Origin of the sequence: Rhodococcus sp. H29-C3 (assembly GCF_030063405.1) — a bacterium.
GTDB lineage: Bacteria > Actinomycetota > Actinomycetes > Mycobacteriales > Mycobacteriaceae > Rhodococcoides.
The window spans coordinates 37,696-63,418 of record NZ_JASITC010000015.1 but is presented as its reverse complement, the minus strand read 5'-3'; the positions used below and the strand labels follow the sequence as shown (position 1 = coordinate 63,418).

The following is a 25,723-nucleotide window of genomic DNA, read 5'->3' as shown; positions in this document are numbered from 1 at the left end:
ATGGACCCGATCGAAGCACTCCGCGAGATCGCTTACTGGCTCGAACGCTCCAGAGCGGACACGCACCGCGTCAAGGCATATCGACGGGCAGCCGACGTCGTGGAATCGTTGGACGAGGCTGCGCGTTCGGAGCGCAACAGAACCGACTCGTGGTCCGCTCTGCCGGGGATCGGCGCCAAGACCTCCCTCATCATCCGGCAGGCCGTCGCAGGAGAGGTCCCCGAATATCTCGAGGAGAAGCGCGCCGAGGCCCAACCGATCGGTGACAACGATCTACGTGCCGCGCTGCGAGGTGATCTGCACACCCATTCGAACTGGTCCGACGGCGGAAGCCCGATCGAGGAGATGATGCGTACGGCGCGCAGTCTCGGCCACGAGTACTGCGCGCTGACCGACCATTCTCCGAGACTCACTGTCGCGCACGGACTGACGGCCGAGCGCTTGCGCCGTCAACTCGACATCGTCGCCGAACTCAACGAGCAACTGGCACCGTTCCTTATCCTTACCGGAATCGAGGTGGACATCCTCGACGACGGGAGCCTCGACCAAGACGAAGGGCTGCTCGCCGAGCTGGATATCGTTGTTGCAAGCGTGCATTCGAACCTTCGTGCCGACTCGGACACCATGACGCGGCGGATGGTCAACGCAATAGCCAACCCCCACGTCGATGTGCTCGGTCACTGCACCGGCAGGCTCGTCGAGGGCGGGCGCGGCACTCGACCGGAATCGAAGTTCGACGCCGAGGTGGTGTTCGAAGGCTGTAAACAGTTCGGCACTGCGGTCGAGATCAACGCTCGACCAGAACGCCAGGACCCGCCAGAGCGGCTCATCGACATCGCGCTCGAACGCGACTGCCTGTTCTCCATCGACACCGACGCCCATGCGCCGGGCCAATTGGATTGGCAGGGTTACGGATGTATTCGAGCCGAGAACCAGGGAGTTCCGGCCGAACGCATCATCAACACTTGGGCACTCGATGAACTCCTCGCTTGGACCGGTGGTAGTCAGTGAGATTTGGCCGAACCCTCACTTGCATAACGACACTCGCACTTCTCTCCGGATGCACCTCCACCCAGCAGCCCCCAGCGCCGCAGGCACTTCCAACACCGTCGCCCGCGCTGGTCCCAGCACTGTCCGATCCACCGATCAGACTTGCGTACGGTGCGGACAAAGACAACATCGGCGACCTCTATCTCCCCGACAACGGCGTCGACGGACTCCCCGTTGTAGTCATGGTCCACGGCGGCGGTTGGCAGGCGAAGTACGACATGACGTACTTCGCTCCCATTTCGCAGGCCATTGCCGATCGCGGAATCGCGGTGTGGAACATCGAGTATCGCCGCGGTGTCGACTGGCGGGACACCCTCGCCGACGTCGACAACGCAACCGAAGCACTTGCGAACACCGTTCAGGAAGCCGCCGGTGGTCGATTGGACTTGGACCGCGTACAGGTTGCGGGGCACTCCGCAGGCGGACAACTCGCGGCATGGATCGCCGGCCGGCACACACTCGACGCGTCCGCGCCGGGGGCACAGCCACGCATCCGTCCAGCCAGCGCGACAATCATGGCCGGTGTCCTCGATATGGCGCGGGCAGCGAACATCGGCAACGACAGGTTCGTCCCGGCATTCCTCGGCGGCATGCCCGATCAGGTTCCCGACCGATATCGCGTCGCATCACCGATCGACCACCTTCCGACCGACGTCGCGGTCACCGCAATTCACGGGGACAGCGACGTTACCGTGTCGGTGAATCAAAGCAAGGTGTACGTCGAGGCCGCTCGGTCGGCGGGAGATTCTGCCGAGCTCGAGATCCTGCCTGGCCTGGGGCATAATGACTTCGTCGATCCCACGTCCGTGGCGTGGTCGACGTCGATCGATATCATCGCCGAACACGCTGCATCGCTGGACTGATCGAGCCACTCCCCTGGTACATACTTTCCTCATGATGCGGATGATATGGGTCGGCGTGTTCGCGGTTCTTGCGCTCACTGGTTGCAGTTCGGAGGCGTCCAACTCGTCGAGCGAGGCATCGGCTCCGGCCACCTCGGCGACGTCTTCCACAACAGCGAGGGCGGCTACGACTGCATCCTCGGTTCCCGCCCGCCCCTCCGACGCAGCGGATAGCCCACCGGTCGCGACGCCGAAGCAGTCCCCAGAGCCGGTGCCCGAGGGAGCAAATTCACCTCAGCTCGCGACGCCGCCCACATCCCCCGAGCCGTTGCCGGCACCGGAGGCGAATGTGGCTCTACCGCCGGAAGGAACGGATATGCCGCATGGCGAAGCGTTGTACCTCGACATCTGTCAGCGTTTTCTTCCCGCGATCGATGCGTTGGAGTCGACAGGCGCAGCTAGCCGGGAACAGTCCGTCGTGGGGATGAGAGGAAAAATGGAATCGAATCCGAGCTGGTCGACGGTGTCGGTAGAGGATCAGCAGGAAATTGAGCGCGGACTCACCGCCGCTGGAAACGCAAGTTGCTGAACGCAACTGCCGTTTTCAAGCGCTTCGACCGCTGGGCTCACCCGTCCTCAGACGTAAAGACGACGGACGAACAGTTCGATGTTCTCCCGCACTCGCTCCGCACGTTCTTCGGGAGTGAGGTTCTCGCGGTATCGATTGCCCAGAGCGGGGGTCTTCTTACCTCTCGCGTACAGCGAGCAAGCGAGGTCGGTGCACATGTACGTGCCGACAGTGTTGCCACGTCGACCTGATTCACCGACTTTTTTCGCCGTCATCAGCGACACGTTTCCCCTCGAATGCGTGGTCGTACAGATCGTGCACATCTGCGCACGATCGGATCCTGTTGTCTCGTAACGCAATGCGATGCCGATGACACCCGCTGGACGAGGAACGACGAGATAGCCCCGGCCAGCATACGAGCTATCGGTCCATCCGAGGAAATCCAGCTCCTCCCAACGTTTTTCGTCGAGGTCACGCGGAATGGTCATGCGCTTCGTGTCGCCCTTGGAACAATTGACGAACGATGCACGTATGTCCTGTTCGGTGACAGAGTCCATGGTGATATCACTCCTTGGTAAGTGTCGGCCATTGTTCGAGTGCGTGGTGAAGCACGTCGAGCACCCTTGTCCACGAGTCCTCGGATTCTCGCGGGGTGTAGGCGAAGCCGCCCGCAGCCTCGAGCGCGATGAAACCGTGAAACGTACTGCCCAGCAGCCGGACCGCATCGGTCTCGTCCGGTTCGGCGAGAGCATAGGCACGCAAGACAGCACGCGACATGACCGAATGCCGTCGGGCATCACTGGCCACCGCCACGTCCGGGTCGAGCTCGAATTGCGTCGAAGCGTAGCGACCCGGATGCTCCCTGGCGTAGTCGCGGTAGGCGTTCGCGAAGGCGACGAGTGCGTCCTTGCCCGCCCTGCCGGCCAAGGCGTCGGAGACACGGTCTGCGAGCTCGGACAACGACGCCACGGATACCCGCTGGCGCAAATCTCGCAGGTTCTTTATATGCGAGTACAGGCTCGCATCCTTGACGCCGAACGAGCGTGCCACGGCGAGCACTGTCACGTTCTGGAAACCGATCTCGTCGGCCATGTCCGCCGCCACCTCGGTCAAGCGAGAAAGCGTCACCCCTGCGCGTGCCATCGAATTTCCTCCAACCTTGCCAGCACAGCTATTTAGCTAGCCACCCTAGGGATAGTAGAGCAGTCCGACGCTTGGTGCCAACAATTTCGGGAACCGTGGTTGCAGGTGATGAAGGCACAAAAAAACTCCCCACCTGCGAGATGCAGGTGGGGAGTTCTGGCGGTGGCGGAGGGATTTGAACCCTCGGACGGGGGTTACCCGTCACGCGCTTTCGAGGCGCGCTCCTTAGGCCGCTCGGACACGCCACCGCGGAAAACTGTACCGCAGTGGCGGCGCGACACTAAATCGCCAGCTCAGCGTTGGTGAATCAGTGTCCGGTGAGCTTGTCCTTGATATTGGAGGCCGCGTCCTTGACCTTCTCCGCGCCATCCTTGACTGCGGAAGAGGCCTGATCGCCCTTGCCCTCGTTCTCGAGGTCCTTGTTTCCGGTGGCCGAACCGGCAGCTTCCTTTGCCTTGCCGCCCAGATCCTCGGTCTTGTTCGAGATCTTGTCGTCGAGTCCCATTAGTGCCTCCTAGGCAATGGAGTTACCGAGCGCGGGTGCCGCGCCCCTTGTCTGTAGGGGCTTATCCCGTGGGTGCGGGCGTCAAACATGAGAAGTTCATAAGCGTTCGCGGGCGAAGAATTCACGCAGGATGAGAGCGCATTCCGCTTCGAGAATCCCACCACGGACTTGCGGTCGGTGAGTGAGCCGCCGGTCTCGAACGACATCCCACAGCGATCCGACGGCGCCCGTCTTCGGTTCCCACGCCCCGAAGACCACCCTTCCAACACGAGCAAGGACCAGCGCTCCGGCACACATCGTGCAGGGTTCCAGGGTCACGGCCAGCGTGCACCCCTCGAGCCTCCACCCATCGCCGTGCAGAGCAGCGGCCGCCCGCAACGCCAGTATCTCGGCATGAGCCGTCGGATCGCCGGTGGACTCGCGCGCATTCGCGGCACGGGCCAGTTCGCGTCCGTCGGCGTCGAAGATCACTGCGCCGACCGGAACGTCACGATCGGACGCATCCCCCGCGGCGGCCAGTGCCGCACGAATCAGATCCTCGTCGACCACGCCGGACTACCGAGGAAGCTTGTCCAGCACGGCCGCGAGTTCGTCGGGGAAGCCGAGTCGCTCTGCGATCGAACCGAGCTGCTCGTCCGGATAGAGGTCGGTTTCGGCCACGATAATGCCCAGGACCGCCTCAGGCAGGCCTAGATCGGCCAGCAACGCAAGATTGCCTTCTTCCCAGGGCTCGATGTCATCGAGGTCATCCGGGTCGATATCCGGGATATCGACGTTGAGTGCGTCGAGCACCTCTGCAGCGATATCGTAGTCGATCGCGGCGGTGGCATCGGAGATCAGCAGATGCGTGCCCGACGGCGCGGGCCGAAGAATGACAAAGAACTCGTCGTCGATGTCGAGTAGCCCGAATACTGCGCCCGAGCTGCGCATCTCCCGTAGTTCGGTTTCCGCCGCCGACAACGACGTCAGTGCCGACATCGGTAGCGGCGTCACTCTCCACTTGCCGTCTTCCCGGACGACGGCAACGCCGAAGCCATCCAGGTCGTCGTAACTGTTGTCATCCGGACCGTCGTCGTTCTTCGCCTTGGCGGAGTTGTTGCTCCCGCGCTGTGCAACCATGCGCGCAACGGTAGTCGTGAGGACCACCGAAAATGAAGTCCGCCGTCAAGAGGCCGTTGGGAGAGGTGTGTCAATCTGTTCTGATGACTACTGCTCCTGTGTGCGTTCTCGGACTCGGCCTGATCGGTGGATCGGTTCTGCAAGCTGCTGTCCGAGGTGGTCGGATCGCATGGGGATACAACCGGTCCGCTGACGCGATCGCCGGTTCCGCCGAAGCCGGCTACGACACCGATACCGACCTGACCGCGGTACTCACCCGTGCCGCCGAGGCCGGTGCGTTGATCGTCATCGCGGTCCCGATGCCCGCCGTCGATGCAATCCTCGCCGCAATTGCAGAGCATGCGCCGAACAATGCGCTCACCGACGTCGTCAGCGTCAAAGCCGAGGTAGCAGCGGCGGTGTCACGATGGGGGTTGTCCTCGCGGTACGTAGGCGGGCATCCGATGGCCGGCACCGACCAGTCGGGTTGGTCCGCTGCCGATCCGGAACTGTTTCGCGACGCAGTCTGGGTTGTCGGCGTCGACGACGGCGTCGATCCGCAGGTGTGGCGTGAGGTGGCGTCGCTGGCACTCGACTGCGGTTCGGTCGTCGTACCCGTCGAGAGCGGCGAGCACGACCGCGCTGTCGCTCGGATCTCACATCTTCCGCATCTCCTGGCCGAGACGCTCGCCCTCGTCGGAGCTTCCGGCAGCCCGCTGGCGTTGAGTCTGGCAGCAGGTTCGTTTCGTGACGGAACACGAGTCGCGTCGACGGCACCGGCTCTGGTTCGTGCGATGTGCGAGGCGAACTCCGTCGCACTCACCGACGCGCTCGACGAAGCGCTCGACGTGCTGACCCGGGCCCGTGAAGAACTGGCGACGGACGGGTCGACGCGCACGCTTGTGACAGCCGGGCATCGAGCGCGCACCCTCTACGAGGAGCACCAGCGATTCGACATCACCGGCATCGAACCAGGTGATGATCAGTGGCGTGAGAAATTCGGCTCCGCGGGAAGAAAAGGCGGAGTGATCCGTCAGATCCGCTCGGCAAGCCCCGGGTAGTCGAGTACGAACCCGTCGGAATCGACCTTCAACGTGGATGTCGAAACCGGTGAGAGGACGTGGATGCCGTCGGCGCCACTGCTGTAGGTGAGTTCGGCTTGCTGGATGGACAGGTCGAGCAGGTTGACGTAGATAACGGGCAGCTGCACGTCGGAGGCATCGGTGTGCAACTCGAGCCGACGGATCGGCAGCGTATTGAAGAACGGGCTGAACACGACGTCGACATCGAGCGCACCGTTGTAGGTGGACCGCTGATGGTTGGACGAGTTCTCGATCATCCAGTAACCCTCGTCATCGCGACTCACCGAAGCCTGTTTCTCGCCGCCCGCGACGAATGTTCGCAGCGAGAGCCTGCGAGTGATGCCGTTTTCGTCGGTCACCAGGTCGTACGACGCGCTGAATGCGGGATGCTCCGCGCAGGCCCCGCCGATGATCCGGCCGGCTGCTTTGATGCGGTTTCCGCTCAGTTGGACGCGTACCGACTCCATGCGGGGAGCATCATGCGCCCGCCATGTCAGGACGGCGGGGAATGCCTGCGTCGACGAACCTCTCGAGTCTGGAGTGGAACCCGCGGAAGGACTTGTATTTGCTGGGGGGGAAACGCGTTGTTCACCCGGGGCTGGAGTGGTCACCCGACTACGGTAAGCGACAGAGACCCCTGTAGAACAAGCGGTGGCGACTTTTCTCCTCCGAGTCCGGCTGACGCACTCCTACTTCAGCCGGTTTCAAGCGTCGTAATCCTACATTTCAGGCATATTCGTGGTGGTGTCGATTACATCGAACCGGATGTTCGAAACTCCTCACCTTCACTAGGGTTGTCGTCGTGACTGCAGGTGACTTCGATTTCGCGCACTCCGAGCAGGCCGCGAAAAGTAGACGGGACAAGGCGACAGCCCTCGCACGCTTTGTCTGGGAACGCGGCATCGACGGCGAGGAGCTTCTCGGGCTGACCGACACTTCTCGACGCAAGCTCGCCCGTGCAGCCGACATTTCGCCACCGAGCACGATGGAGACGTGGACCATCGCCGCCGAGTTGGTGGACACCAAGCGCGCGTGGGCGCTCGCGAACCCGAATCACCCCGCGGCCGAGCCGAAGCATGCCGACGAGAAGATCATGTGGGTGAAACCGCCCATTACGCCATGGACCTAGGGCAAGCCGGAGCTAATACTCCTCGAACGCGGACGCCTGCGCGCGTTGCGTGGCGGTGGCCTGAGCATTCAGCCCTGCGCACCAACTCGGATACACCCGGAACCCCCGCTTGCCCGGCCGCTTCCCTGAGGTGATGGCAAGTTCGGCAAGATGCGCGCAGGTGAACCGAAACACGCCGCGTCGGCCCCACTGTTCCACGAAGACAAGCAGGCCCGCGGCGAGATCGTCATCGCTGAACGGCATCGTCGTTCCGTCCGTGTCTCGCTGCCAAAAGCTGACGAAAGCGCCAGGCTTGGTCGGGGTGTTTCGCGCAGTCCGGATATGCCACGCCTCGTCACAGATCTGGGCAATGCCCGACTCGTAGTCACTGTTGTGCACCTCGGGAGTCACCGCTGCGGTCAGCCCCACCTCGGCTGCATAGGCCTCGAACGCACTGAATTGCACGCAGCCAAGCTATCTCACCCATCACCACTGCCCGAGGACGCGCACTCACTGGACGAGGCTGGTTTCCCACGCGTCGTGCAGGTCGGCGAACCTGCCTTGCCGGGCAATGAGTCGATCCGGAGTCCCATCCTCGACAATGTTGCCGTTCTCCATCACCAGGACGCGATCGGCGATCGCAACTGTCGACAAGCGGTGCGCGATGATCAACGCGGTCCGCCCCCGCAGAATTGTTTCGAGGGCGCGCTGGACCAACCTCTCGCTCGGAATGTCGAGGCTCGAGGTCGCCTCGTCGAGGACGATCACCGCTGGCGCGGCTAGGAACACTCGGGCGAACGCGACGAGTTGCCGCTGCCCCGAACTGAGCCTGCCCCCTCGTTTGCGGACGTCGGTGTCGATTCCGTCGGGAAGTGTGGCGATGAATTCCGTGAGCCCGACGGCATCCGCTGCTGCTCGCACATCCTCGTCGGTGGCGGTGGGCCTGCCGAGTCTGATGTTGTCGGCGACCGAGCCGGAGAACAGGAACGACTCCTGGGTCACCATGACGATGTGCTCGCGCATGTTCTCGTCGTCGAGTCTGCGGAGGTCCACTCCGTCGAGACTGACCGTACCCTCCGTCGGATCGTAGAAGCGTGCGAGAAGCTTTGCGAGAGTGGACTTTCCTGCACCGGTTGCGCCGACCATCGCCACGACCTGGCCGGCCGGTACGTGCAACGAGAATTCCGGCAGCACCACTCGATCCGTGTTGTACGCGAACCGCACACGATCGAAGTCGATGTCCCCCTGCGCAGAGCGGAGCAACACCGGATCTTTCGGCATCTGCACCGACGGCTCCTCCTCGAGCACTCCGGAGATCTTCTCGAGTGCGGCTGCTGCGGACTGATACGAGTTGAACACCTGCGCCAGTTCGTCCAACGGTCCGTAGAAGCGGCGCAGATACAGCACGTATGCTGCGAGCACGCCGATATCCATGTGTCCGTTGATCACTCGATAGCTACCGAATACCACGATGATCACGAGCGTGAGATTGCCGAGCCACCGAACGATGCCTGTGTAGCTCGCCATGCCGCGCAACGCGGACGTCGTCGCATCTCGATATTCACGGTCCTCGACGTCCAGGATCGCATCGTTGCGTTGCTCCCGCCGGAAGACCTGCACCGCACGAATGCCACCCATCGACTCGACGAAATGAACGACGACCTTCGCGATCGCCACCCGCGTGCGTCGATAACCGGTGCGTTGCCTGCGCTGCGACCACCGCGTCACCAGCACCAGCGGAACGAAGCCTGCCAACACCACAAGCGCAAGCGGCACATCGAGATACACCAGAATGACCGCGATGGTGACGATCGACAGAACCGCGGACAGGGCGTCGTTCAAAGCACTTTCGAGCAAGGTCTGTAGCGACTCCACGTCGCTGGTCAATCGCGATATGAGCCGGCCAGAGGTGTAGTTCTCGTGGAACGACAAGCTCAGCTGCTGCGCGTGCACGAATACGCGTTTACGGAGATCGAACAGGATCGATTGACTGAGCCGCCCGGACACGATCTCGAACGTGTACGTGGTGATGGCACCGAGAATGCCGAATCCGATGTAGCCCAGCACCGTCCACACCAGCGGCATCCAGCGGCCGTCCTGTGCAGCGGAGATCCCGTTGTCGAGCGCGTACGCGATGAACAGTGGACCGGCGACGAACGCCAGGTTGTCCACGATGATGACCGCCAGCGCCAGCAGCGCCTGTTTCTTGTAAGGCCGAACCAACGACGCCAACAGTCGACGAGACCTCGCCGCCAGGACCAGGTTGCCCGTCGAATCGACATCGGAATCCTCGTTGCCGACGCCGCGCCAGTCACTTACCTTCTGCGGTTCAGCCATCAATCGAACCCATGACGTGGCGGTACTTCGGCGACGACGCCAGGAGTCGTTCGTGCGTTCCCTGTTCCACAATTCTTCCGTTCTCCAGATACAACACCCGATCCGCGAGCGCCGCAGTCGACGGCCGATGCGCAACCAGCAGCGTCGTGGAAAGAGTCAGGACGCGTCGAAGATCGTGTTGAACCGAAGCCTCGGTGTTGACGTCCAGGGCCGAAAGCGGGTCGTCGAGCACCAGAATTCGTGGTTTGCCGAGCACCGCCCGCGCAAGGGCCAATCGCTGACGCTGCCCACCGGACAGGCTCATTCCCTGTTCCCCGATTCGAGTGTCCAGCCCCCAGGGCAGCTGATCCACGAACTCGACGGCATGAGCGATCTGCAACGCTTCCTCGACGTCGGCATCCGATGCCTCCGGCCGACCGAGCGCAATGTTCTCGCGCACGCTCGCCGAGAACAGGACCGGATCCTCGAACGCCACCGACACCACCGACCGCAGGTCCTCGAGTGCCAACGTCCTGATGTCGATACCGTCGATGGTGATCGCACCCGCGGTCACGTCGTACAGTCGCGGCACCAGATTGGTCAGCGCCGTCTTCCCACTACCCGTCACCCCGACGAGCGCGACCGTCTCACCCGGTTCGATCCGGAAGTCGACATCGGTCAGCAGCGGCGCCAACGCGTCGGGAAACGTGAAGCCGACGCCATGGAACGCCAACGTTCCATGCACGTCCTTCGGAAGCGGCACCGGCGCAACAGGTTCGCCGATCGTCTCGGGTGTGTCCATGATTTCCCAGTAACGATCTGCGGCCGTGCGTGCATTGTTCAGCTCGGCGAGCAGGAATCCGAACGATTCGATCGGCCATAGCAGGAAAGACACGATGGCCATCGACGCGACCAACATTCCTGCTGTCATCGTGCCCGCCACGATCGAGTAGGTACCGAACGCGAGCATCAACCCGATTCCGAGCGGAGGGATGCCGACGATCAGCGACCACAAGATCGCGAGATATCGAACTTTCCGCAGTTCGGTGCCCCGCAGCGTCGCCGCTTCGGAAAGGAACCGACGACCCAGATGCGCGCTCCGGCCGAACGCCTTGAGCACCCGGATGCCCTGAATGGATTCCTCGACGGTTGTCGTGACGTCGCCTGCCTGATCCTGCGCATCGCGCGCGAGAACGCGATAGAGCGACTCGAACCGCGCGCAGATGATCACCAGGGGAACAGCTGTCACGGCCATGATGAGACCGAGCTGCCAGGACTGCACGAACAGAACGCCCAGCCCGACGACCAGCGTCACCGTGTTGATGATCAAAAAGGGGCCGATGAAGGCGACGAACCGTCTCAGTGCCGACAGGTCCGCTATCGCGCGAGAGAGCAACTGGCCGGACTCCCAGCCTTCGTGCGCGGACACCGACAGCCGCTGCAACTTCTCGAAGACGGTTGCCCGTGCAGAAATTTCGAACTGGCTCGACGGCCCCGACACCAGATAGCGCCGAATCCAGATCCCCACGGCATCGATGGTGCCCAGCAGCAGGATCAATGCCGCAGGCCACCACACGCCCGCCACGTTGCCCTCGGTGATGGGGCCGTCGATGATGCCCTGGATCACCAGTGGAATCGCCAATCCAGTGAGAGTCGCCACCAACGACACCGCAATCGAGACGAAAAAATGCCACCGATACGGTGCGATGAACGGCAGAAAGCGGGCCAACGAACTGCGTTCGTCAGGAATCGAGGACGACGACTGGACCGTCCCTACCTCGGGCTCGAGCACACTCGTGGACACTGCGAAACTCCTTCGGACTGTTGGAGGAATGGTTTCACTCCACAGTCCTTCGACCAACCGATTTTCGGGCCGCCACATTCCACGGCCGGGGACCTCGTACGCCTTACCGTGCGCCTGGCCTAACCTGTCGGAGGTCTCGAGTAACCTTCTGTATGAATTTTGTTCTCGATCAGTTTCAAGAGTCCGATCAGTTCCGAGAGCCACAGAAGGGTGCCCGTGAGTTCACGATCGATGGTCGGGCTGTTCGCCGGGATCGGCGGGCTCGAGTTGGGGCTTTCGGAGCAAGGGTGGTCGACCGAACTGCTGTGCGAGATCGACCCGGGGGCACAGGCCGTTCTCGGGGCTCGATTCCCCGATACTCCAGTGCACGGTGACGTGACGAAGTTGCGATCGTTACCTTCGGGCACCGAGTTGGTCGCGGCGGGATTCCCTTGCCAGGACCTGTCTCAGGCCGGCCGGACTGCGGGTATCACCGGGTCTCGTTCCGGGCTCGTCGACGAAGTATTTCGGCTCGTCAAACGACGCAACGGTCCGCGTTGGCTCCTGATCGAAAATGTCCCCTTCATGCTGCAACTGAGCCGGGGTGCGGCAATGCGTCACATCACCGATGCGTTGTCCGATCTCGGCTACATGTGGGCCTACCGCGTCGTCGACGCTCGGTCGTTCGGGCTTCCGCAGCGGCGCCAGCGTGTTTTGATGCTGGCCTCGCGCACCGAGGATCCGCGAGAGGTGCTGTTCGGGCAGGACGCCGGTCCCGTGCCCGAGGGCGACCCGAGTGAGCAGCCGTGTGGTTTCTACTGGACCGAGGGCACCCGTGGGCTCGGTTGGGCGATCAATGCCGTCCCGACGCTCAAGGGCGGATCTTCGATCGGCATCGCCAGTCCACCTGCCATCCGGTTGCCGTCTGGGGAGATCGTGACGCCGGGCATCATCGGCGCCGAGCGCCTGCAGGGCTTCGACCCCGATTGGACGGCGCCCGCGCTGTCGCTGCCCGGGGTACGGGCCGGCCATCGGTGGAAGCTCGTCGGCAACGCGGTCAGTGTGCGGATGGCGTCGTGGGTCGCCTCGCAGTTGGATCGGCCGCAGCCGCACGACGACTCCGAGGACACCCCGCTTCTGCCGGGGCAGGCTTGGCCGACGGCCGCCTGGGGCCGCAACGGCTCTTCGTTCCGAGTCCACCGATCCACCTGGCCGGTGCACGAGCCGTACGAGAATCTCAGCGACTTCCTCGACGACTCTCGGCTGCTGTCCGCCAGGGCCACCGCGGGCTTCCTCAAGCGCGCGAAAATGGGCAACCTTCGATTCGTTCCGGGTTTCCTCGACGACGTGGAGAGCCACCTCGACCGCATGGGCGGGCACCCCACACCTCGCGCCGCATGAGCGATCACTTGTTTCCAGACCCTCCCGCGCTGGCGCGGCCATTGACGTTGGCCGGGGCCAAGCCATCTCCGAGCGCAGACCGCAGCGACAAAAAGAACTACGCCCAACGCTTGTCGAACCATCTCGCGCAGACGGTGGCCGACGCGTTGCGGCCCCACTATCCGGGAATCACTCCCGACGCGATGGGGATGGGCCAGGAAGCGCAGGTCGACGTCGCAAAAGGCCGTAAAAGACTCGACGTCAAGGCGCTCGACCCGACGCTGGGCCTGATTCTGTGTGTGTCGATCAAGACCTACAGCTTTCAGGACTACAGCCCGAGGACCGGCAAGTTGGGGCGTTGGACCAAGAACATCGTCCGAAACGACCACGAACTGCGCGGTGAGGCGATGGTGTTGCATCAGCGCCAGCCGTACAGCGTCCTGATCGCAGTCATGTTCGAGCCGCTGTCGACGTGTGACGACGGAGATCCGGCGAAGGCTAGCGACATCGGCAAGTCCTCGTTCGCGCATCATGTGACGACGCTGTCCAAACGCTCAGGCCGCGGAAAACGTCCGGTCGTCGGCGGGACCGGGAAAATGTGGGTCGATCTGGGCGCCGAGGACACTCGTTACGACCTGTTCGAGAAGGTGTTCATCGGCCTCTACGAGCCGGACGGCCCCGATCGCGGTGAGGTCCGGTTCTTCGACGTCGACGAGTCACCACCGCGGAATGGACGTCCTTCCGACACCCAGACATTGTCGTTCGAAGAGTTCGTCGCTCTTGTGCACGGCGAGGTCGAACGCAGAAACCGATTCGCGCCCACCTGGTCCGAACCCGAAGACAGCGAAGACAGCTAGTTCACGTGGCCGATCGCCCGCGCACCGATGCCGCGACCAGTGCGCGTCTGAGCAAGCAGCGCCGGCGCGACACGGACCCCGAACTTGCGTTGCGTCGTGAACTCCATCGTCGCGGCCTGCGGTACTTCGTCGATCGGGCTCCGCTGAAAGGTGTGCGTCGGCGTGCCGACGTCGTGTTCCCGCGACGCAAAGTGGCCGTGTACGTCGACGGTTGTTTCTGGCACAGCTGCCCTGTTCACGCCACCTCACCCCGCAACAATGCGCTGTGGTGGACCGACAAACTTGCCGCCAACGTGGTCCGCGACCGTGATACCGATGCCCGATTGGCTGCTGCGGGGTGGACCGTCGTACGCGTGTGGGAGCACGAGGCGGCCCGAGACGCAGCAGACAAGGTTACTCGTGCGCTTGACGAAGCGGCCGGAGAACTAGGGTGGCGGAAGTGACGCCCCGGAAAGTCACCACGCTGATGGTGATTTCGATAGTCGCCGGGCTGTTGTACTCGGCATGGGTGGCGGAGTTCTTCCTCGATACGGGGTTGGATCCGGCGCACTCGTTTCTCAGTGAGCTCGATGCCGCGGATCAGCCTTACAAGGAGTTCTTCGGCACGGCCGATCTGATCACCGGGCTGCTCCTCGTCCTCGCCGCGGTCCTGGGACTGTGGTGGATTCGACCACACCGCCTCACGACTCTCGGCTGGATCGCCCTTGGCATTTTCGGGATTGCCACGATCGCAGATTCTCAATTGCCGATCGGGTGTGTGGCCGAGAACGACCCCAGCTGCCCTGTCGAGCCGAGCGGTCTCTTTCCACAGTTGCACCACATTCACGCGCTCACCAGCACGATCGCCGTGTTTGCCGTGTTCACCGCAATGCTCGCGTTTACGTCAGCGTCGTTTCGGTACCGGTCGATGCCGCTACTGCGCGCTGCCGGCACTGCAGTTCTGATCGTGACCTCGGTGGCGACGGCGTGGTTGCTGATCGCCGACAACCTGCCCGGAGAGTATGGACTCGGTATCGCGCAGCGGATTCAAGTCGGGGGAATGTCGCTATACCTCATCGTCCTCGGCGCGAGCGTAGGCCGCGACAGGGTTCGGTGAAGTGAAAGCTGTGTGCGGTTCGCCACCGAAAGTCGCTCTGAGAAGGTAGCTTTCCGGTGTATGTCGGGAAAAGATCGAGCACTGGGCATCGTCCGAAATCATTGGATATCCATCATCCTGGTGATTCTCGCGGCGGTATTCATCGCCCAGAACCGGTACAGAACCACCATCGAGCTGTTCTGGCTGAACGTAACCTCACCTCTGTGGCTGATACTGCTGGTGCTGTTCGCTGTCGGATTCGCGGCAGGTCGCCTCAGTGCCAGAGGCAAGGTTCCGAAGAAATAGACTTCGGCCTATGTCGTTCACTCCTACCTCACTTGCCGGTACCAAGGCCGAGCAGTACGCCCAATTGGTACAGCAGGCTCGAGCTCTGGTGTCCGGGGAGTCGGATCGCATCGCCAATGCCGCCAACATTTCGGCTCTGGTCTATCACGCGCTCCCCGAGGTCAACTGGGCCGGTTTCTACCTGTACGACGGCGTCGAGCTGGTCGTCGGACCGTTTCAGGGGCAGCCTGCCTGTGTGCGCATCGCGCTCGACAAGGGAGTGTGCGGGGCCGCAGCGACAACCCTTACGACACAGCGTGTAGAGGATGTCCATGCCTTCCCCGGACATATCGCCTGTGATGCTTCCACGCGATCGGAGTTGGTGGTTCCGCTCAGCTACGATGGCAAGTTGATCGGAGTCTTCGACCTCGACAGCCCGAGACCGAATCGGTTCGATACCGACGATCAAACCGGCCTCGAAGCACTGGCGCGAGTGTTTCTCTCCTCACTGGGCGAGCACTGACTCTGCAGCGTCCGACGCTGCCTCGAAGTACCACGCCATCACCAGCGCGCCCGGGTCGGTGACACCGCGGGCCGCCTCGCCGACATACGACGCGCGGCCACGGTTCGCCGTCAATTCGCTGGTGGATGCGGCACCTTCCTTGGCAGCTACGGCGGCCGCATGGAATCCGGTTACCAGTGACGTTGCCTCTTCCAACGCTGCCACGGCAGGAGCGATGGCGTCGACCATCGTCTTGTCGCCGACCTGTGCGCCGCCGAGTTCGGTGATGCTGTCCAGTCCGTTCCGTGCGGCGCGCACGATGGCGTCGAGGTCTATGGTCTCACCGAGTTCACGGTAGAACTGCCGAAACCATAACCCGAACAGTGCGCCGGACGTTCCGCCCGCGTGACCCAGGTATGCCTCGGACACTGCCTCGAATACCGTTGCAGCAGGAAGTTCTTCGCGGATGCTGTCGAGATCGAGTCGATGGAGCGCGGCCACCATGTTGGTTCCGAAGTCCCCATCCCCGGCTTTCCGGTCCAAATCTGTCAATGCCGGCTCTTCGTCGAGTACGCGCCGCACCCAACTCGATATCCACTTGCCGACGAATACACTTGTGTCACTGCTCGTTACGCTAGGGATGAAGCTCGGGCCGAAGCTGCCTCGCTCGCCGACACCGCGGTACTCCGATTGCGGCGTATTGGGCCACCCGGGCGCAGATGTCGGCGCGTCCCACAGTCGAAGGATCTCCTCGTCGACACGGACGAGCGTGATCGACGCGCCTGCCATGTTCAGTGCCGTCACGAAGCTTCCGACGAGGGTGCGGGCTATAGTTATTTCCTTGTCCGACAAGTACTCTGCCAGCTCGCCGAACAGTAGATGCAGTTCCAGTGGATGGGTGCCACCCAAACCGTTGACGAATGCGAGCACGGTGTCGCCGCGTTCGAGCGCGAGCGAAGCCACCACGGCGCCCGCCAACTCGGCGACGATGTCTCGCGCCGACATCGTCGGAACACGAGACGTTCCGCGCTCGCCGTGGATACCGATGCCCAATTCGATCTCGTCTTCGGGCAGGTCGAACGACGGTGAAGCCGAACCTGGAAGAGTGCACGGCCCCAGGGCCACCGCCATGCTGCGCGAGTTCGATACCACCCGTCGACCCAGCGCTGCAACCGCATCGAGCGAGCCTCCCCGTTGCGCCGCTGCACCACATACCTTTTCGACGACGACCGTCGCTGCAGTCCCGCGCCGACCTGGACCGTCCCCATCGGAGCGTTCGGTCGCGACGTCGTCGTCGACCAGGACGAAATCCGTCTCGATACCGTCCTCGCGCAACAACTCCCGAGCTATGTGGAAGTTCATCACATCACCGGTGTAGTTCTTCACGATGTGCAACACACCGCCGCCTGCACTGATCGCCTTGGACGCTTCATGCACCTGCAGTGCGTTCGGTGAGGTGAACACCAGTCCAGGGCAGACTGCGGTGAGCATCCCCTCGCCGATGAAGCCTGCGTGCATCGGTTCGTGGCCTGATCCGCCGCCGGACAGCAACGCGACCCGTCCCTGCGGGATTCGGTCGCGCCGGGAAAGAAATCCTGGATCGGGTTGCCAGGCAATGTCGCCGGTGGAAGCCACCAGGCCGCGGAGGGCGTCGGCAACAAACGTGTCGGCTGAGTTGACGAACATCTCTCCACACTAGACAGAGAGAACGGCTGCGGCCCTGACCGGTCATGATGCGACATCGCGTCGACTGCTCATTATTGCTGGTCGTCACCGATAGGGTGACGACATGGAATTCGTATACAACGTCGTGGTGCTGGTACACCTTGTCGCAATGGCCGCCATCGTGGGCGGGTATCTCACAGTAATCAAGGCACCGCGGATCACCGAGGTGATGGTGTGGGGCGCGCGGATCGCATTCTTGGCCGGCATCGTCCTCGTCGGATTAGGCGAGAGCGTGGATTCTCTGGGCAAGGACTACAACATGGGGAAGATCGGCGTGAAGTTGCTCGTCGGCTTGGCCGTCGTCGCCTGTGCCGAGATCGCCCGCGCCCGGCAGAAGCGCTCCGAGCCAGTGGTGAACCTGGTCCATGCTGCCGGTGGACTGGCGATTGTGAATGTGATTGTGGCTGTGCTCTGGAACTAGCGGGCGGTAAATCGACCGGCGGTACGTCGACCCTGCGCCTATTTCGGTCATAGGCAGATCCGATTCGCCGAAGGTAACCTGTGGCCGTGCCAGACTACAAGCAGCGAAACGTCATTCTCACCGGTGGAAACACCGGCATCGGTTACTTCACAGCACTCGAACTGGTCAAGCAGGGCGACCACATCACGTTGGCCTGCCGAAACTTGGACAAGGCGAACAGGGCGGCGGAAAAGATCGCCGCGGAGGCACCCGAAGGTACCGTCGACACCGCACACCTCGACCTCGCCGACCTAGGTTCGGTCCGCGAGTTCGCCGAGTCCGCCCCGAAGAGTCTCGACGTTCTGATCAACAATGCGGGCGTGATGATGCCTGCGAGGAGAGCGGAAACCAAGGATGGTTTCGAGCTCCAATTCGGAACCAACCACCTGGGACACTTCGCATTGACCGGCCACCTGCTGCCGAATCTGCGTGCAGCAGATCACGCAACGGTCGTCACCGTCTCCTCGGTTGCACACAAGCAAGCGCCGAAGTTGGACTTCGACGACCTGCAAGCCACCAACGGTTATCAACCGCAGCGGATGTATGCCAATTCGAAGCTCGCGAATCTACTGTTCGCTCTCGAACTGCAACGCAGACTGGACAGAGCGGGAATTACGATCACCAGCAATGCAGCGCACCCGGGCATTTCCGAGACTGCGCTCTACACCAGCCCGGACGGTTTGGGGAGTTCGAAGATCGCAGCCCTCGCCGCTTCGATCGGGCTCAAGTTCATATCCCAGTCCGCACGCGCAGGCGCTCTTCCCACCCTTTATGCCCTCGAGAGCGGCGGACCGGGCTCGTACAGCGGCCCGAGCTCGTTGTTCGAATCCAGGGGCGTCCCCGGCCCTGCCAAAATATCGTCCAAAGCTCAGGACGCGGAGCTTGCCGAAAAGCTGTGGCACGCAAGCGAAAGACTCACCGGAATCACGTACGACTTCGGGAAGTAGCCGAACGCCCCTGTGCAGCAATTACTTCTACCGCGACAGCCGGCCGACCGGACAATCTCGAACGAACGGGAGCACGCAGTGATCGACAAGGACAGCATCGTGAAGGCCCTGATCGAGGAGTGGGCATCCATCGACGCGCTGGTGCGCGAACTGGACGAAGACCAGTGGGCTGCTTCCACGCCCTGCCCGGGCTGGAGCGTCCACAATGTGATCGCGCATATCATCGGCACCGAACTCTCGCTCGCCGGGCACACGCCTCCTGAATCCGACATCGACGTCAGCGCACTCGGGCACGTACACAACGACATAGGCGTGCTCAACGAGAAGTGGATTCAGTCGTTCAGCCCGCTGAGCCCTGCCGAGTTGATCGAACGGTTCCGGACGGTCACGGGCGATCGCGCTCGGACTCTCGAAGCGATGTCGGAGGAGGATTTCGCCGCGCCGTCGTGGACCCCTGCCGGAAAAGCGACGTACGGACGATTCATGCGTATCCGGGTGTTCGACTGCTGGATGCACGAGCAGGACATCCGCGACGCCATCGGGACACCCGGTGGTACGGACAGCGTCTCCGCCGACTACTCGGTCGACGAAATCGTCCAAGGACTCGGATACATCGTCGGCAAACTAGGCAAAGCACCCGACGGCTCGTCGGTCACCTTCGACCTGACCGGTAGCCGGCCTCGCCGCGCACACGTCGACGTCCCCGGGCGAGCACAGGTCGTCGAAGAACTGGCCGGTCCCGCGACGGTCACGATCGTGCTTCCATCCGGAGATTTTACCCGCCTGTGTGGGGGCCGGATCGACGCTTCCGCTGCGGTCGACCGGATCGAATACCTCGGCGATGAGTCGCTCGGACTGCAGATCGTCCAATCGTTGGCGTTCACCAAATAGTTCCTGCCGCGCTACGCCCCGGGGCCGTTGAGATACCTGGCTACCGGGGTGCGTAGGGACTCGGTGTCGTAGCCAAGTGCTCCGTCGTACCCACACATCAACGCAACGGCGATGAGCCCTTCGCACAGGGCGAGAAATCCCTCTCCTAGCCGGACCTCGCCGAGCAGTTCGGTTGCTCCCTCGGCTGAGAACAGACATCGAGCCAATTGCTCGCGCGCCGCGGGTTCGACGGTCGGATCGATGGTCAGCGCATGCCGTGCCCTCAGCTGATCCGCACGTTCGGTCAGGAGATCTGCTAGATAGGTAACCGTCACTTCCACGGGGTCGCCGGAGTTCACTTGTTCGAACGCTGCCCGTGATGACTCCGTGATTCGTTCGACCACCGCGCCGATCAGATCCTGCTTGGTGCGCAAGTAGTACGAGGTGGAGCCGGGAGGAAATTCGAGTGCCGAGTCGATCCCTCGGTGCGTCAGCGCACGCATCCCAGAGTGTGCGATCAGCGAGATCGCTGCGTCTGCAATCACAGTTCGACGGTCCATGAACCGAGACTCTACATATGTAGAGTCTCGGTTCATGAGACCTGGAGTTCCCCGCGCCGGCTTCGATTCGTCGTTCGTACTCGACGATGCCCAAGCCGCCGCTGCCGACGTTCTCGCCAGTGCAGACATCCGAGGCGTCTACCTCTGGGGACCCGCCGGGCGCGGAAAGACCTGGCTCCTCGACCGCTATGTCGAATCCATCACCGGTATCGCCACGAAGCGGGTGCACTTCCACAGCTTCTTTCGTGACCTCCACGCGTCGTACTTTCGGCATGGATTCTCGCTGAAGCGGGCTCTGGACGAACTACTGGGAGACATAGCCGTGTTGTGCTTCGACGAATTGCACGTGCACGATATCGGCGACGCGAGGCTCCTCGCCCGCATGCTCGATGAACTGTTCACTCGCGGGGTCACGATGGTGGCGACGTCGAACTACCCGCCCGCAGGCCTGTTGCCCAATCCACTGTTTCACGACGCATTTGCGCCCACGATCGCGCTGCTGGAATCTCGAATGCAGGTAATCGCAGTCGATGGACCGCTCGATTATCGAGCCGAAGGAATCTCCTCGACCAGATTCTCGACGGGCACGTGGTCGATGGTGGACGCGTCGTCCGGATGGTCGTTCACCGAACTCTGCGTCGAACCCAGATCGACGGGCGACTATCTGGCGATGATCGAAGGACTCGACTCCCTGACCGTCCGCGACATTCCGGCGCTGAGGGATGCGGACGAGAATGCAATCCAGCGCTTCTGCAACCTGATCGACGTGCTGTACGACGCCGATGTCCCGACGCATTTTCACGCCACGGTGCCGCTGGTGAGCTTCACAGTTGGATGTATCGGCCTCGATCTGGCGCGGACCTCGAGCAGACTGAGCGAGCTGGCCGCAGAAAACTAGAGAGACACCCGCTGCTGACGGCGGTCGGGGGCGACAGCAACAGCGGGTGTCTCATTGTTCATTCGCCGCCGGTGGAAGGGTGGATGGGTGATCCGACGACACAGTTTCGAAGAGCGAGTTATCGGGGCTCGGCGTTTTTACCGAAACCAACAAAGCAGTGTGGCGTGGTCGCCGTCCCGAAGACTGTGGCAACGCCGCGGTGGAGGCAAGCTCAATTGCCCCCGTTGTTGGGATTGGTGCAGATAGTGCCGTCGCAGTTGTCGGTGTCGCTCCCGGGCAATCCTGGCGCAGGAGGCCCATTGGGGTCGGTATTTGCCCCCCTGGTCCGGGTTGGTACAGATTGTGCCCTCACAAGGAACATAGGTATCGGATCCGTAGGGATTGGGAATTGCATTCGGGCCGACGTAGCTTCCTGCTGGGCAGCCCGGGTCTTCGTTCTGTGCGCAGTAACCCGCTGAAAGTTGATTGCCTGTGGATCCGTCGGCACCCTGCACTCCTGGCGCCGGAACTACCGGAACTACCGGGACCGCCGGGACCGCCGGGACCGCCGGAGCCGCCGGGTCCGCCGACTTCGAGGGGGTGGGGGTCGAGGATGTCGCGGAGGTGGATGTCACGCTCGACGTCGAGGTGCTCGGACTACTCGCATCGTTCGAACACGAAGCGATGAACGTCACTGCCGTAAATGCCAAGCCCAGCACTAATAATTTTTCATGACCACTGCCTTCACTCTGGTGTCAAGGGAATTTCCAGAAAAAGATATCCCAGCCCGCAGCAAAAAATGAGACGAAATGATTACTTATTACTCAGAGGTCTTGGAGCAAAGGTCGTTCGTACACCGCGCAGAGACCATCCGTCCACATATTCGATTGTCTCGAGCGACAGATTCGATGGGTCTTTTGCAATTAAGGAGTACACCAATACCGACAACCTGCTTTCGCTAAACCGTCAGCGAGTACTTCCAGTTTTTTTTATTTGCGCGGATACCGGACGCCCGTTGCCGCACTTGCCCGCCATGTCATGCACCTCCTCGGCCCTGACCACGTTCGAGGGTCCAACTTGCTGCAGTGCCCGGCAGTGGGTACCGATGTCCGTATCCTTATTCTCGAGGCGAGATGACCGGTGCCTCTCCGCGCCGACGGGAGAGTTCGTTGAACGAGATAAATGGCCATGCCACTTCGCCGGTAAGGGTCGAAGCAGTCACGCCCCCCTGGTATCCAACGACACGCCCCGTGGTCGCCGGCGAATGGGATGGCCGGGCTTGGACGGGAGCGACCCGCCCGGATTCTCACGCGGTCCCATCACCCGTACCAACTCGGCACTGGTGATGTCGGGGATCCGCCCCCTTGCCGAGATAGCGCATCCCCTGTTCACGGCAATAGCGGCCGCGATAATTTGGCTGGCGGCCTATCGATCCACTCACCTGTTCACCATCGCTGGACTGGGCGGCTGGGCATTGGCCGCGGCGCTGCACTCTTTGCAAGATGGAGTCGGTGCCGGGGGATCGGATGCCCCGGTCGACTATGGCCCAATGGGCGAGGTGATCCAGACGCTCCTCTTGGGCAATGCGCTCTCGGCGCTTTATGCGGTGGGGCTGTTCTTGGTGCTGCGACACTTCGCGCGCGAGCTCACACCACCGACTGCGCTGGCCGCGAACTCAGCGCACTGGCGACCTCAAATCAAGCAGTGGGGCATTCCTCTCGACCAGCGGCCAGGCAAGAGGTAGCCCTTGGACGGCTGGTTGGCCCTAATAAGCCCGGCCCGCGTTCCAGCGACGGCGGTGAGCCGGTCGAGTGAGCTGGCCTGAACAAATAGAGTGAGACACCCACTACTGACGGCGGTCGGGGGCGACAGCAGCAGCGGGTGTCTCATGATTTATTCGCCGCTGGTGTGAACGTGGATGGGTCCAACCTCCAGAAGTTTCTTTTCGATGCCCCCAGCCTTGCATTCATGCTTTGTACAGCGATGAATTACTTGAGCTACGACGGCGACGATCGCTAGAAGAGCGTCGCTACTTCGTCGACCGGCTCGGCGGCCTTACTCCGGGGCTTCGCAGCACTCGGTGCAACCTTTGCAGGCGCAGCCTTCGCGGGTACGGCTTTCACAGGCGCTGCTTTCGCGGGCGTCGCAACTGCTCCGGAAACGGCGACGGCACGCGCAGCCTCACCGGCGAGTGCGTCGGCGGCTTCGTTGAAATGATTCCCGACGTGTCCGCGTACCCAACGGAACCGGACCGGCCCGGTGCGCTCGGTGATCGCGGCATCGATGCTCTTGATGAGTTCGATGTTGCTGACAGGGGAACCGGAAGAGGTTATCCACCCTTTTCGCTTCCACCCGGGAAGCCATTCGGAGGCGCACTTGATGGCGTACTGGGAGTCCGACTCGATGGACAACGGCTCATCGCCGGGATGGGCGAGAATTGCTTCGAGAAGAGCCCGTAACTCGGCGATCTGATTGGTTCCCGACGGTTCGCCACCGGAGTTGCTGGGACCGGTGTGATCGACCCAAGCCCACCCGATTGCGCCTCCCGGATTACGCAGACACGAGCCGTCCGTACTCACAATGATCACGAAACAGGACCCTACTTCGGTCCCCCGACAAACAACAGGCGCCGCGCTGGATTGGATATGGTGGGTACGCAACCGATACCGGAAGGATTGTCTCTTGTGAGTAACTCCGTGCCCTCTTCGTTCAAAGCTCTTGTCGCCCGGCAATCCGACGGGATCGTGCTCGCTCCGGAACCGGTGGACGAGTCGTTTCTACCGACACACGCCGACCGATCGGGTGTTGTCACCATCGCTGTGGAGTATTCGTCCGTCAACTTCAAGGACGCTTTGGCGATCACTCCGAAAGGTGGCGTCGTACGCGAATATCCGATCATTCCCGGAATCGATATCGCGGGAACCGTAGTCGATTCCACGAGCAGCGACTTCACTGTCGGACAATCCGTGGTCGCTCACGGGTACGACATCGGCACCGCGCAACATGGTGGCTACTCCGAATTTGCTCGCGTACCGGAGGATTGGGTCGTGCCCCTGACCGCATTGTCCACCCGTGACGCGGCCGCGATCGGAACAGCTGGATTCACGGCAGCTTTGTCCGTCTCGGCTCTGCTCGATCGAGGCATCACGCCGTCGGACGGCCCGGTTCTGGTGACCGGCGCAAGCGGCGGAGTGGGGACTGTCAGTGTGGATCTGTTGGCGGGAGCCGGATTCGAAGTTCATGCATCGACTGGAAAGAAAGAGGCGGCCGCATTGCTGACCAGCCTCGGTGCGTCCACGGTGATGGGGCGAATTCCGGAAGATCCGGATGCGCAACCACGGCCGCTGGGGCGTGCAGAGTGGGCCGCAGGGGTGGACTGCGTCGGTGGCACGACACTCGCCCATCTCCTGAGCACGACACGTTACGGCGGCGCGGTGGCTGCGAGCGGTTTGACCGGAGGAACTCGACTCCCGACGACTGTGCTTCCGTTCATCCTGCGAGGGATCGCACTGCTCGGCATCGACTCCGTGCAGTTGTCGATCGAGCGTAGACGGGCAATCTGGCAGCTACTCGAGTCCGATATGCGTCCACGCCACCTCGCTGCGCTCACGACGGAGATTCCCGTTACCGACGTCCAGTTCGCGCTCGACAAGATCCGGGAAGGCCAGATCACCGGCCGAACCGTCGTTTCGGTCGCCGGTCGGTTCTGAGCGCTAGGCTCGACAGAACATGTTGTCGTCCGATCTCCACACCGCCGCGAACTCGGTCGTGACCGAGTTCGTTTCGGAGCACCCGATGGACGCGGCGATGACGCTCTCCCCGCTTCGGCGAGGCAAAGGCGACCCCACTTTCGAACGCGATTCAGCGGGCTCGGTGTGGCGAACCTCACGCTTGAAGTCGGGCGTTCTCTCATATCGATTGACGCAACTTTCTCGGTACCGCGTTCGAAGCGAGGCATGGGGGGCAGGCGCCGCAGAATTCACGGGCATGCTCCCCGCACTGCTGGGAAATGACGACGACGCGTCGGATTTCGCGCCCGAACATCCGACGCTGATTCAGGCACATCGGGAGTTTCCGCACCTCCGGCTGGGCCGTACCGGCCTTGTCATGGAAGCTTTGGTGCCGGCCATTCTGGAACAGCGTGTGCACGGAATTTCCGCATTCGCGTCGTGGCGCCGACTCGTCACCAAGTTCGGCGAGCGCGCCCCTGGGCCAACGCCGAAGCCGATGTTCGTGCCACCCACGGCGGAGGTGTGGCGCATGATCCCGTCGTGGGAGTTCCATCTGGCGAATGTCGATCCGGCCAGGTCGAAGACCATCGTTCGCTGCGCCCAGTCGGCCGGCAGGCTCGAGGAAACGGCGACGATGACCGCGCCAGATGCGACGCGTCGGCTGCGGTCGATTCCAGGGGTCGGCGTCTGGACCGCCGCCGAAGTCGCGCAACGTGCGTTCGGAGATCCCGACGCGTTGTCCGTGGGTGATTATCACTTGGCTGCCGTGGTGGGCTGGTCGCTGCTGGGTCGACCTCTCGACGATGCGGCCATGGTCGAGTATCTCGAACCTCTTGCCCCGCATAGGTTTCGGGCGGTGCGCCTTCTTGCAGTGAGCGGCAAGGCCGTCAAACCGAAGTTCGGACCTCGCACGTCGCTCGTCGACCACTCCGGTCACTGAAGGCAGCCACCCGGTGGCC

Annotated in this window: 31 protein-coding genes, 1 tRNA gene and 1 pseudogene; 19 read left to right on the top strand and 14 right to left on the bottom strand. The window is 62.4% G+C overall.

The features are described from left to right. Genes QMK32_RS21925 through QMK32_RS21915 form a run of 3 tightly spaced genes read left to right on the top strand, consistent with a single transcriptional unit; the run spans nucleotide 1 to nucleotide 2,481 of the window. The gene (locus QMK32_RS21925) at nucleotides 1-1,011 is read left to right on the top strand and encodes a PHP domain-containing protein (protein WP_283477474.1); all 1,011 of its coding nucleotides are present in this window, start codon (nucleotides 1-3) and stop codon (nucleotides 1,009-1,011) included. Continuing rightward, nucleotides 1,008-1,913, top strand: coding sequence for an alpha/beta hydrolase family protein (locus QMK32_RS21920; RefSeq protein ID WP_283477472.1), 906 nt, complete (start codon nucleotides 1,008-1,010; stop codon nucleotides 1,911-1,913). The genes QMK32_RS21925 and QMK32_RS21920 overlap by 4 nt, the downstream gene beginning before the upstream one ends. A 31-nt stretch (nucleotides 1,914-1,944) precedes the next feature. Further along, nucleotides 1,945-2,481 carry a hypothetical protein gene (locus QMK32_RS21915; RefSeq protein WP_283477470.1) on the top strand — a complete coding sequence of 179 codons (537 nt, stop codon included), beginning with the start codon at nucleotides 1,945-1,947 and terminating at the stop codon, nucleotides 2,479-2,481. 47 nt (nucleotides 2,482-2,528) lie between these two features. On the opposite strand, the gene QMK32_RS21910 is transcribed toward QMK32_RS21915, so the two are convergent. The 6 genes from QMK32_RS21910 to QMK32_RS21885 form a co-directional block, all read right to left on the bottom strand. After that, a complete protein-coding gene (locus QMK32_RS21910) occupies nucleotides 2,529-3,017 on the bottom strand; it encodes an FBP domain-containing protein (protein WP_283477468.1) in 489 nt (162 codons plus the stop codon). 7 nt (nucleotides 3,018-3,024) lie between these two features. After that, a complete protein-coding gene (locus tag QMK32_RS21905) occupies nucleotides 3,025-3,603 on the bottom strand; it encodes a TetR/AcrR family transcriptional regulator (RefSeq protein ID WP_283477466.1) in 579 nt (192 codons plus the stop codon). A gap of 157 nt (nucleotides 3,604-3,760) precedes the next feature. After that, nucleotides 3,761-3,851: transfer RNA gene (locus tag QMK32_RS21900), tRNA-Ser, on the bottom strand. 59 nt (nucleotides 3,852-3,910) lie between these two features. Beyond that, entirely contained in the window at nucleotides 3,911-4,108 is a 198-nt protein-coding gene (locus QMK32_RS21895; protein ID WP_283477465.1) for a CsbD family protein, read from the bottom strand. A gap of 96 nt (nucleotides 4,109-4,204) precedes the next feature. Next, nucleotides 4,205-4,657 (bottom strand): nucleoside deaminase, encoded by a 453-nt coding sequence (locus tag QMK32_RS21890; RefSeq protein ID WP_283477464.1) that lies wholly within the window; start codon nucleotides 4,655-4,657, stop codon nucleotides 4,205-4,207. A gap of 6 nt (nucleotides 4,658-4,663) precedes the next feature. Then, nucleotides 4,664-5,227, bottom strand: coding sequence for a tRNA adenosine deaminase-associated protein (locus tag QMK32_RS21885; RefSeq protein ID WP_269302152.1), 564 nt, complete (start codon nucleotides 5,225-5,227; stop codon nucleotides 4,664-4,666). 83 nt (nucleotides 5,228-5,310) lie between these two features. On the opposite strand from QMK32_RS21885, the gene QMK32_RS21880 reads away from it, so the two are divergent. After that, the gene (locus tag QMK32_RS21880; RefSeq protein WP_283477463.1) at nucleotides 5,311-6,267 is read left to right on the top strand and encodes a prephenate dehydrogenase; all 957 of its coding nucleotides are present in this window, start codon (nucleotides 5,311-5,313) and stop codon (nucleotides 6,265-6,267) included. Here QMK32_RS21880 and QMK32_RS21875 read toward each other — a convergent pair. After that, entirely contained in the window at nucleotides 6,240-6,755 is a 516-nt protein-coding gene (locus QMK32_RS21875; protein ID WP_269302148.1) for a putative glycolipid-binding domain-containing protein, read from the bottom strand. The genes QMK32_RS21880 and QMK32_RS21875 overlap by 28 nt on opposite strands. A 335-nt stretch (nucleotides 6,756-7,090) precedes the next feature. Between QMK32_RS21875 and QMK32_RS21870 the strand changes: the two genes are divergently transcribed. Beyond that, entirely contained in the window at nucleotides 7,091-7,417 is a 327-nt protein-coding gene (locus tag QMK32_RS21870; protein WP_283477462.1) for a hypothetical protein, read from the top strand. Between the two features lie 12 nt (nucleotides 7,418-7,429). Here the strand turns inward: QMK32_RS21870 and QMK32_RS21865 are convergent, their stop codons facing one another. The 3 genes from QMK32_RS21865 to QMK32_RS21855 are packed head-to-tail and all read right to left on the bottom strand — an operon-like array spanning nucleotide 7,430 to nucleotide 11,516. Continuing rightward, on the bottom strand, nucleotides 7,430-7,861 hold the full coding sequence (locus tag QMK32_RS21865) for a MepB family protein (RefSeq protein WP_283477460.1): 432 nt from the start codon (nucleotides 7,859-7,861) through the stop codon (nucleotides 7,430-7,432). A gap of 45 nt (nucleotides 7,862-7,906) precedes the next feature. Beyond that, nucleotides 7,907-9,733: an ABC transporter ATP-binding protein gene (locus tag QMK32_RS21860; RefSeq protein WP_283477459.1), complete on the bottom strand. Its 1,827-nt coding sequence runs from the start codon at nucleotides 9,731-9,733 to the stop codon at nucleotides 7,907-7,909. Further along, the gene (locus tag QMK32_RS21855; RefSeq protein WP_283477457.1) at nucleotides 9,726-11,516 is read right to left on the bottom strand and encodes an ABC transporter ATP-binding protein; all 1,791 of its coding nucleotides are present in this window, start codon (nucleotides 11,514-11,516) and stop codon (nucleotides 9,726-9,728) included. The genes QMK32_RS21860 and QMK32_RS21855 overlap by 8 nt, the downstream gene beginning before the upstream one ends. A 231-nt stretch (nucleotides 11,517-11,747) precedes the next feature. On the opposite strand from QMK32_RS21855, the gene QMK32_RS21850 reads away from it, so the two are divergent. From QMK32_RS21850 to msrC, 6 genes are read left to right on the top strand one after another with little or no spacing between them, the layout of a single operon-like run. Then, the gene (locus QMK32_RS21850; RefSeq protein WP_283477514.1) at nucleotides 11,748-12,896 is read left to right on the top strand and encodes a DNA cytosine methyltransferase; all 1,149 of its coding nucleotides are present in this window, start codon (nucleotides 11,748-11,750) and stop codon (nucleotides 12,894-12,896) included. Further along, a complete protein-coding gene (locus QMK32_RS21845; protein WP_283477454.1) occupies nucleotides 12,893-13,732 on the top strand; it encodes a hypothetical protein in 840 nt (279 codons plus the stop codon). Before QMK32_RS21850 ends, QMK32_RS21845 begins: the two co-directional genes overlap by 4 nt. A gap of 5 nt (nucleotides 13,733-13,737) precedes the next feature. Beyond that, complete coding sequence (locus tag QMK32_RS21840; RefSeq protein ID WP_283477453.1) at nucleotides 13,738-14,175, top strand: very short patch repair endonuclease; 438 nt, start codon at nucleotides 13,738-13,740, stop codon at nucleotides 14,173-14,175. 23 nt (nucleotides 14,176-14,198) lie between these two features. Then, the gene (locus QMK32_RS21835) at nucleotides 14,199-14,828 is read left to right on the top strand and encodes a DUF998 domain-containing protein (protein WP_502943735.1); all 630 of its coding nucleotides are present in this window, start codon (nucleotides 14,199-14,201) and stop codon (nucleotides 14,826-14,828) included. A 60-nt stretch (nucleotides 14,829-14,888) separates the two neighbouring features. Further along, a complete protein-coding gene (locus QMK32_RS21830) occupies nucleotides 14,889-15,113 on the top strand; it encodes a LapA family protein (RefSeq protein ID WP_283477450.1) in 225 nt (74 codons plus the stop codon). A 10-nt stretch (nucleotides 15,114-15,123) separates the two neighbouring features. Then, the gene (gene msrC / locus QMK32_RS21825) at nucleotides 15,124-15,615 is read left to right on the top strand and encodes a free L-methionine (R)-S-oxide reductase MsrC (protein WP_283477449.1); all 492 of its coding nucleotides are present in this window, start codon (nucleotides 15,124-15,126) and stop codon (nucleotides 15,613-15,615) included. Here msrC and QMK32_RS21820 read toward each other — a convergent pair. After that, on the bottom strand, nucleotides 15,598-17,280 hold the full coding sequence (locus tag QMK32_RS21820) for a dihydroxyacetone kinase family protein (RefSeq protein WP_283477446.1): 1,683 nt from the start codon (nucleotides 17,278-17,280) through the stop codon (nucleotides 15,598-15,600). The genes msrC and QMK32_RS21820 overlap by 18 nt on opposite strands. Nucleotides 17,281-17,383: 103 nt before the next feature. On the opposite strand from QMK32_RS21820, the gene QMK32_RS21815 reads away from it, so the two are divergent. From QMK32_RS21815 to QMK32_RS21805, 3 genes are all read left to right on the top strand, one after another. Then, a complete protein-coding gene (locus tag QMK32_RS21815) occupies nucleotides 17,384-17,740 on the top strand; it encodes a hypothetical protein (RefSeq protein WP_088942628.1) in 357 nt (118 codons plus the stop codon). 86 nt (nucleotides 17,741-17,826) lie between these two features. Further along, nucleotides 17,827-18,726, top strand: coding sequence for an oxidoreductase (locus QMK32_RS21810; RefSeq protein ID WP_283477444.1), 900 nt, complete (start codon nucleotides 17,827-17,829; stop codon nucleotides 18,724-18,726). A 78-nt stretch (nucleotides 18,727-18,804) separates the two neighbouring features. Then, nucleotides 18,805-19,617, top strand: a complete 813-nt coding sequence (locus tag QMK32_RS21805) for a maleylpyruvate isomerase family mycothiol-dependent enzyme (RefSeq protein ID WP_283477443.1) — start codon at nucleotides 18,805-18,807, stop codon at nucleotides 19,615-19,617. 11 nt (nucleotides 19,618-19,628) lie between these two features. On the opposite strand, the gene QMK32_RS21800 is transcribed toward QMK32_RS21805, so the two are convergent. Further along, the gene (locus QMK32_RS21800) at nucleotides 19,629-20,156 is read right to left on the bottom strand and encodes a TetR/AcrR family transcriptional regulator (RefSeq protein ID WP_283477442.1); all 528 of its coding nucleotides are present in this window, start codon (nucleotides 20,154-20,156) and stop codon (nucleotides 19,629-19,631) included. A 34-nt stretch (nucleotides 20,157-20,190) separates the two neighbouring features. On the opposite strand from QMK32_RS21800, the gene zapE reads away from it, so the two are divergent. Continuing rightward, nucleotides 20,191-21,054, top strand: a complete 864-nt coding sequence (gene zapE / locus QMK32_RS21795; protein WP_283477441.1) for a cell division protein ZapE — start codon at nucleotides 20,191-20,193, stop codon at nucleotides 21,052-21,054. Between the two features lie 211 nt (nucleotides 21,055-21,265). Here the strand turns inward: zapE and QMK32_RS25455 are convergent. Further along, a pseudogene (locus tag QMK32_RS25455) lies at nucleotides 21,266-21,551 on the bottom strand (hypothetical protein); the annotation flags it as partial. Between QMK32_RS25455 and QMK32_RS21790 the strand changes: the two are divergent. Further along, nucleotides 21,526-21,768, top strand: coding sequence for a hypothetical protein (locus QMK32_RS21790; RefSeq protein WP_283477520.1), 243 nt, complete (start codon nucleotides 21,526-21,528; stop codon nucleotides 21,766-21,768). The pseudogene QMK32_RS25455 and the gene QMK32_RS21790 overlap by 26 nt on opposite strands. A 544-nt stretch (nucleotides 21,769-22,312) precedes the next feature. Beyond that, entirely contained in the window at nucleotides 22,313-22,777 is a 465-nt protein-coding gene (locus QMK32_RS21785; protein WP_283477440.1) for a PrsW family glutamic-type intramembrane protease, read from the top strand. Nucleotides 22,778-23,048: 271 nt separating this feature from the next. On the opposite strand, the gene QMK32_RS21780 is transcribed toward QMK32_RS21785, so the two are convergent. Beyond that, on the bottom strand, nucleotides 23,049-23,621 hold the full coding sequence (locus tag QMK32_RS21780) for a ribonuclease H family protein (protein ID WP_283477439.1): 573 nt from the start codon (nucleotides 23,619-23,621) through the stop codon (nucleotides 23,049-23,051). Nucleotides 23,622-23,678: 57 nt separating this feature from the next. On the opposite strand from QMK32_RS21780, the gene QMK32_RS21775 reads away from it, so the two are divergent. Then, a complete protein-coding gene (locus QMK32_RS21775; RefSeq protein WP_502943733.1) occupies nucleotides 23,679-24,743 on the top strand; it encodes an acrylyl-CoA reductase family protein in 1,065 nt (354 codons plus the stop codon). Nucleotides 24,744-24,828: 85 nt separating this feature from the next. Beyond that, the gene (locus QMK32_RS21770; protein WP_283477512.1) at nucleotides 24,829-25,704 is read left to right on the top strand and encodes a DNA-3-methyladenine glycosylase family protein; all 876 of its coding nucleotides are present in this window, start codon (nucleotides 24,829-24,831) and stop codon (nucleotides 25,702-25,704) included. The last annotated feature ends 19 nt before the right edge of the window (nucleotides 25,705-25,723 follow it).

Bases quoted from the DNA above. Each gene is read 5' to 3' on its own strand.
- QMK32_RS21910 (WP_283477468.1), bottom strand. From the start codon at position 3,017: ATGGACTCTGTCACCGAACAGGACATACGTGCATCGTTCGTCAATTGT.
- QMK32_RS21895 (WP_283477465.1), bottom strand. From the start codon at position 4,108: ATGGGACTCGACGACAAGATCTCGAACAAGACCGAGGATCTGGGCGGC.
- QMK32_RS21800 (WP_283477442.1), bottom strand. From the start codon at position 20,156: ATGGACCGTCGAACTGTGATTGCAGACGCAGCGATCTCGCTGATCGCA.
- QMK32_RS21775 (WP_502943733.1), top strand. From the start codon at position 23,679: ATGGTGGGTACGCAACCGATACCGGAAGGATTGTCTCTTGTGAGTAAC.
- QMK32_RS21830 (WP_283477450.1), top strand. From the start codon at position 14,889: ATGTCGGGAAAAGATCGAGCACTGGGCATCGTCCGAAATCATTGGATA.
- QMK32_RS21885 (WP_269302152.1), bottom strand. From the start codon at position 5,227: ATGGTTGCACAGCGCGGGAGCAACAACTCCGCCAAGGCGAAGAACGAC.
- QMK32_RS21860 (WP_283477459.1), bottom strand. From the start codon at position 9,733: ATGGCTGAACCGCAGAAGGTAAGTGACTGGCGCGGCGTCGGCAACGAG.
- QMK32_RS21845 (WP_283477454.1), top strand. From the start codon at position 12,893: ATGAGCGATCACTTGTTTCCAGACCCTCCCGCGCTGGCGCGGCCATTG.
- QMK32_RS21820 (WP_283477446.1), bottom strand. From the start codon at position 17,280: ATGTTCGTCAACTCAGCCGACACGTTTGTTGCCGACGCCCTCCGCGGC.
- QMK32_RS21905 (WP_283477466.1), bottom strand. From the start codon at position 3,603: ATGGCACGCGCAGGGGTGACGCTTTCTCGCTTGACCGAGGTGGCGGCG.
- msrC (WP_283477449.1), top strand. From the start codon at position 15,124: ATGTCGTTCACTCCTACCTCACTTGCCGGTACCAAGGCCGAGCAGTAC.
- QMK32_RS21925 (WP_283477474.1), top strand. From the start codon at position 1: ATGGACCCGATCGAAGCACTCCGCGAGATCGCTTACTGGCTCGAACGC.
- QMK32_RS21835 (WP_502943735.1), top strand. From the start codon at position 14,199: ATGGTGATTTCGATAGTCGCCGGGCTGTTGTACTCGGCATGGGTGGCG.
- QMK32_RS21880 (WP_283477463.1), top strand. From the start codon at position 5,311: ATGACTACTGCTCCTGTGTGCGTTCTCGGACTCGGCCTGATCGGTGGA.
- QMK32_RS21915 (WP_283477470.1), top strand. From the start codon at position 1,945: ATGATGCGGATGATATGGGTCGGCGTGTTCGCGGTTCTTGCGCTCACT.
- QMK32_RS21815 (WP_088942628.1), top strand. From the start codon at position 17,384: ATGGAATTCGTATACAACGTCGTGGTGCTGGTACACCTTGTCGCAATG.
- QMK32_RS21850 (WP_283477514.1), top strand. From the start codon at position 11,748: ATGGTCGGGCTGTTCGCCGGGATCGGCGGGCTCGAGTTGGGGCTTTCG.
- zapE (WP_283477441.1), top strand. From the start codon at position 20,191: ATGAGACCTGGAGTTCCCCGCGCCGGCTTCGATTCGTCGTTCGTACTC.
- QMK32_RS21770 (WP_283477512.1), top strand. From the start codon at position 24,829: ATGGACGCGGCGATGACGCTCTCCCCGCTTCGGCGAGGCAAAGGCGAC.
- QMK32_RS21875 (WP_269302148.1), bottom strand. From the start codon at position 6,755: ATGGAGTCGGTACGCGTCCAACTGAGCGGAAACCGCATCAAAGCAGCC.